This window comes from Pedobacter sp. 01N416 (assembly GCF_056399685.1).
The window spans coordinates 1-4,494 of sequence record NZ_JBFTRT010000429.1 but is presented as its reverse complement, the minus strand read 5'-3'; the positions used below and the strand labels follow the sequence as shown (position 1 = coordinate 4,494).

3 protein-coding genes are annotated in these 4,494 nt (G+C 41.7%); all 3 read right to left on the bottom strand.

Going from position 1 to position 4,494, the window contains the following annotated elements; all coding sequences use genetic code 11:
* On the bottom strand, positions 1–2,347 hold a 2,347-nt coding region (locus AC1DND_RS20645), incomplete at its 3' end, for a bifunctional YncE family protein/alkaline phosphatase family protein (RefSeq protein WP_477584505.1).
* 24 nt (positions 2,348–2,371) lie between these two features.
* Entirely contained in the window at positions 2,372–3,211 is an 840-nt protein-coding gene (locus AC1DND_RS20640) for a hypothetical protein (RefSeq protein ID WP_477584503.1), read from the bottom strand.
* 16 nt (positions 3,212–3,227) lie between these two features.
* Positions 3,228–4,070, bottom strand: a complete 843-nt coding sequence (locus AC1DND_RS20635) for a metallophosphoesterase family protein (protein WP_477584502.1) — start codon at positions 4,068–4,070, stop codon at positions 3,228–3,230.
* Positions 4,071–4,494 lie beyond the last annotated feature (424 nt).

The following is a 4,494-nucleotide window of genomic DNA, read 5'->3' as shown; positions in this document are numbered from 1 at the left end:
ATACCACTTCGTTTAAATCTAAATCTGGTGCCGAATCTTCTTTGGCAAAATTGAACAGTTCGGAACGTCTGCTGCTTTCATTCACCGCCACATTCCGTGTATCTAAATCAATAAGCGGCTGAATCACATTATAAGGTGTAAAATCAGGCGTAGCCGTAAAACATTCATACAGTGGCATAGCTGCAGCATCGTACTGGCTCATTGGCGGCAAACCTAAAATAAGTTCCATTGTTCTTAAAAATCCGGAAGTAGAATACATCGTATGAACAGGCGTATTCCGCTTAACATAAGGGCCAACCACATATGCTGGCGAACGGTGCGCATCAACATGATCGGGGCCATTCTGTGCATCATCTTCCAAAATAAAAACAACCGATTCTTTCCAGATTGAGCTATGCGATAAATGCTCCAAAATACGGCCCACAGCTAAATCGTTATCGGCAACTGCTGCCTGTGGCGAGTATTTACCTTTCTTTTGTCCGCTGGTGTGGTCGTTAGATATTCTTAAAGTATTAAATTGTGGCACAACACCAGCCACCAATAACGAATCGAAATCATGCTGCCATGCATCAACCCGCACCTGATCTTTAATATCCATATCAAACCCGGGCGAAGCCGTGCACATATGGCCCTGTAGCGATTTAATATTTGCTTTTCCATAATCGCCAAACTCACCATAACTGCGGTAGCTTACCCCTGCCCTTTGGCAGTAATCCCAAATAAAACCACCTTTTGGGTAAGTAACCGGCCTGCCGCCTTCGAAGGTGGTACTTCCGCCGCGTGCACCATAACTGGTAGGCCATGTTTTCTCGACTACATCTGTAGCATAAGCGGCCATGCTCCAGTTGTGTCCATCGGCACTTACCTCTGCATCAACATAGAAATTATCAAGCAGCACATAGTTTTCGGCAAAGGCATGCTGGTTAGGTGTAATTTTTCTACCAAAAAGTGTTAATGTAGAATCGCCGTTTCCTTTTGGCATATCGCCAAGCACCTGATCGTAGGTCCTGTTTTCTTTAATAATATAAAAAACATGCTTAATGGGCGATTTTTCGCCCTGTTTACGCGGAATAGGATTTCCGGCTTCACCATCGGCCATGATAGTCCGCTTATCAGTAAAGGGCGTATTGGCATACACCTGTTTGGTATATGCTTTTAACTGCTCAGGTTTTGGTGCATCAATAAAAGATAAGGTTCCTTTAAACAAACCGGCAATATACTGCAGCCGGCTATTGGCCGTACTTCCCATATGGTAGCCACTATTATCAACTTTAGAAATAGGTTGTGGCCCTTGAGGGTTGGCCATAGGTGTATTGCCCTTACCATTGGTAACCAAAATTTTCGAGCCCAAAACCTTCACACTCGTTGGGTACCAGCCTACCGGGATAAAACCCTGACTTAAACTTAATCCAGGTTTGCTCACATCAAAAACTGCCAAACAGTTGTTATCTGCATTGGCGATGTACAAAGTTTTCTCGTTGGTACTTAAAGCTAAACCATTAGTGGTAGAACCTGTTAACTGTGTGGCATAAAGGGTCGTAGCAATGGTTTCGATCACCTTATTGTTCGAAGTATTGATTACCGAAACGGTATTATCGTTGGCATTGGCTACGAATAAAATATTTCCTTTTTTATTAAGCAATAGTTCATTTGGGTGATCGCCAACAGGAATGCGTTGTGAGATGCTTTCTGAAACTAAATCGATAACCGCAACAGATTTTCCACCCCAGAGCGAAACGTATAATTTACTTTCATCTGCAGATAAAACACAACTGTAAGCAATTGCAGGAAGCTGGATTTTTTTCAGGATCTGCTTTTCTGTGGGGTTGATAATGTATAAACTGCTGTCTTCTTTGGTTACCGTATATAACTTACTGTTGTTTTTGTTTACAACAATCCCCGCCGGACTGATTTTTCCCTTTGGCCAAATGGGACCTAGTTTAATAGTATCGCTTTTGCCAAGTTTATTGTTCTGGATATTAAAATCTAAAATCCAGTTGTCGTTACCGCCTGAAGCGTAAAGGTGTTTTTCGTCTTTACTAAAAGCAATGCCGTACCACGATTTACTTAGCACTTTTTCATCGATAATCTTTTCTGTTTTGGCATCAAGCAATTGCAGCGACTGGGTACTTTGTCCGTTGTTGGTAATGGCAAGATATTTACCCGAGGCGCTGAGCTGCATATTTAAAGGCAAATCACCCAATTGTAACGAATGCCCTGCCGGGCTCAGCTTCCACCCATTAGGCAGTAAAATCTGCTGTGTACTTTCGTTTTTGCCTGGCCATTGTGCAAATCCTTTTTGGATGAGCAGGAAACCGAATAATATAAATATATATGACTTTTTCATTTTCTTAAATTGATTTAGCAACACCTAGCGATGAAGATTAAAATTAACCAGCGCCCTGATGGTGTAACCGTTACCAGATGCTACGGAACCGATTTCGCGGATGGCCTCTGATGGGATTACCTGACTACGGGTTGCATAAAAAACAGGCCCACCAGAAAGAGAGAACGAAAGTTTCGAATGGTTTGGTTCCAGATTGATTGATGGCCCGATCATTACCTTTGCACCACCTTCTGCTTCATCCTTTTCCCAAAAGCCTTCTAAATCTTGACCTAAGGCTTCAAAGCCAAGGTATAAAACGTTAGAAACACGATGCTGATAACCAAAACTGCTTATAAAATCGAGCTTATCCCTTGTTTTATCAAAAGCTTTTTCGAAACGAAGGTTACCGGCCATTCGCCAGTTTGTCTGATCAAATGAAGCGGTAATGCGGCTAATCGCTGAACCAATGCTCGACCAATCTCTGCTTAAACCTAAACCAGCACCTAACCTAAAACCAGCTATGCCTTTACCGCCCACTAAATCTCTAATTACTTCAGCTTGTTGCGCAGAGGTTACACCTCCCGAATTGGCAAAACCGATTGCTGCTGTTGCATACAAGGTAAACCTGCTGCCTAAATAGCCCTTAACACCAAACTGTTGCCCTAAACCATCATAACCGAACTGTCCATTGGTTCTTTCGCCATAACTTCCTGAATAATGAATATTCCAACGGGGATTTTCTGCTGTTAAGGTATTCAGCGAAAACAGAAAGGGCTGAGCGGCATCAGTTCCTGTTTTGATTTCAGGCTTGGCTTCATTTATTTTCTGTGCGGCACAGCTTAAGACGGTACCAGCAAAAATGAGCATCAAAATTGTCTTTTTCATTGCAATGATCTATCAATTAAAATTTGGTTTCATTTAATAGTGGCGATTGACTTGCATTTACCTGATAAGTCTGGATCTTATCATTTTCATCAACCTCTACAATGCGGTAACCTTTATAGGCCGTACCCCAGTTTCCACCGATGTGTGCATCGAAAAAGTGCGGCAGTTTATCGGTATAAAAAACGGCATCGAGACTGTGGTCGTGCCCATGGAATACTGCTTTTACATTTGCATAACTGTGCAGCAGTTTAATCGTATCCGGACATTCTATAAAAGGGCTTTCGGGCACCCAGAAATGAGGGGGAATATGCAACACCACGAAAACAGTTTTCAGGTTTTTAAACTTATCGAGTTCCTGCTTTAAAAAATCGTTGTTAGGGCATAAATAAGTGCCTTTGGTATCAGAAGTATTGGCCAAAACAAAACCTACTCCATTTTTTTCGAAAGAAAAGTTATCCTCATAGCCAAAAACCGATTTCCAGATCTTTGCATCGGCATGATCGTGATTACCCGGAATGGCATAAAAAGGAACTTTAAGTTTATCGTAATATTCCTTTTTTACTTCTGATAATAGTTCCGGACGATCGTGTACAAGATCTCCGTTAATGATCACAAAATTGAGTGGGTTTTTATCGTGCGATTCATTTAACCACTTCACAATATTCTCATGGTGCAATTTGTACTCCGTTCCAGGCTGACCATAATGTCCATCGGATGCGATGGCAAAACGCAATTTAGGAGCTTTGCCCAGTCTGGCAGGCGCGGTGTGTTCTTCAGCGAATGAAGAAAAAACTGGCGAAATACTGGCCACAACAGCTGCGGCCAAACTATTTTTTAGAAAAAATCGTCTGTTAGACATAAGGATGGGATATGTTTTGTATCAAAGCCCAATATTAGGATGACCAGGCTTCTTAAACATAAATTTAATGTTATGATTAGGTTAACCAAAGCATATCTGTGTATCAATTTTATAACAGAAAGGTCCTTGAAAATTCAGCTTAAATTTTATTCCTCGGTCTGTGTCCTCACAGAACGAAAAACAATAATTTCTTCCTATTGAGTACTTGATAARAGCAAACCTGAAGGTCTGTGAGGACACAGACCTTGGATTAGTGATTGAAACTACCGGAACCTTTCTCCCAGTTTTTATTGCTGTTGCTACTAAAGGAAAGATCCTTCATTGCATTCAGGATGACAAATCCCTAAAATTGGGCGTCATTCCCGCGCAGGCGGGAACCACGAAGTGCTCAGCGAAGCTAATCGTAATGCAATAGCTTTAAATC

Coding starts and splice junctions, on each gene's coding strand:
- AC1DND_RS20640 (WP_477584503.1), bottom strand. CDS start 3,211: ATGAAAAAGACAATTTTGATGCTCATTTTTGCTGGTACCGTCTTAAGC.
- AC1DND_RS20635 (WP_477584502.1), bottom strand. CDS start 4,070: ATGTCTAACAGACGATTTTTTCTAAAAAATAGTTTGGCCGCAGCTGTT.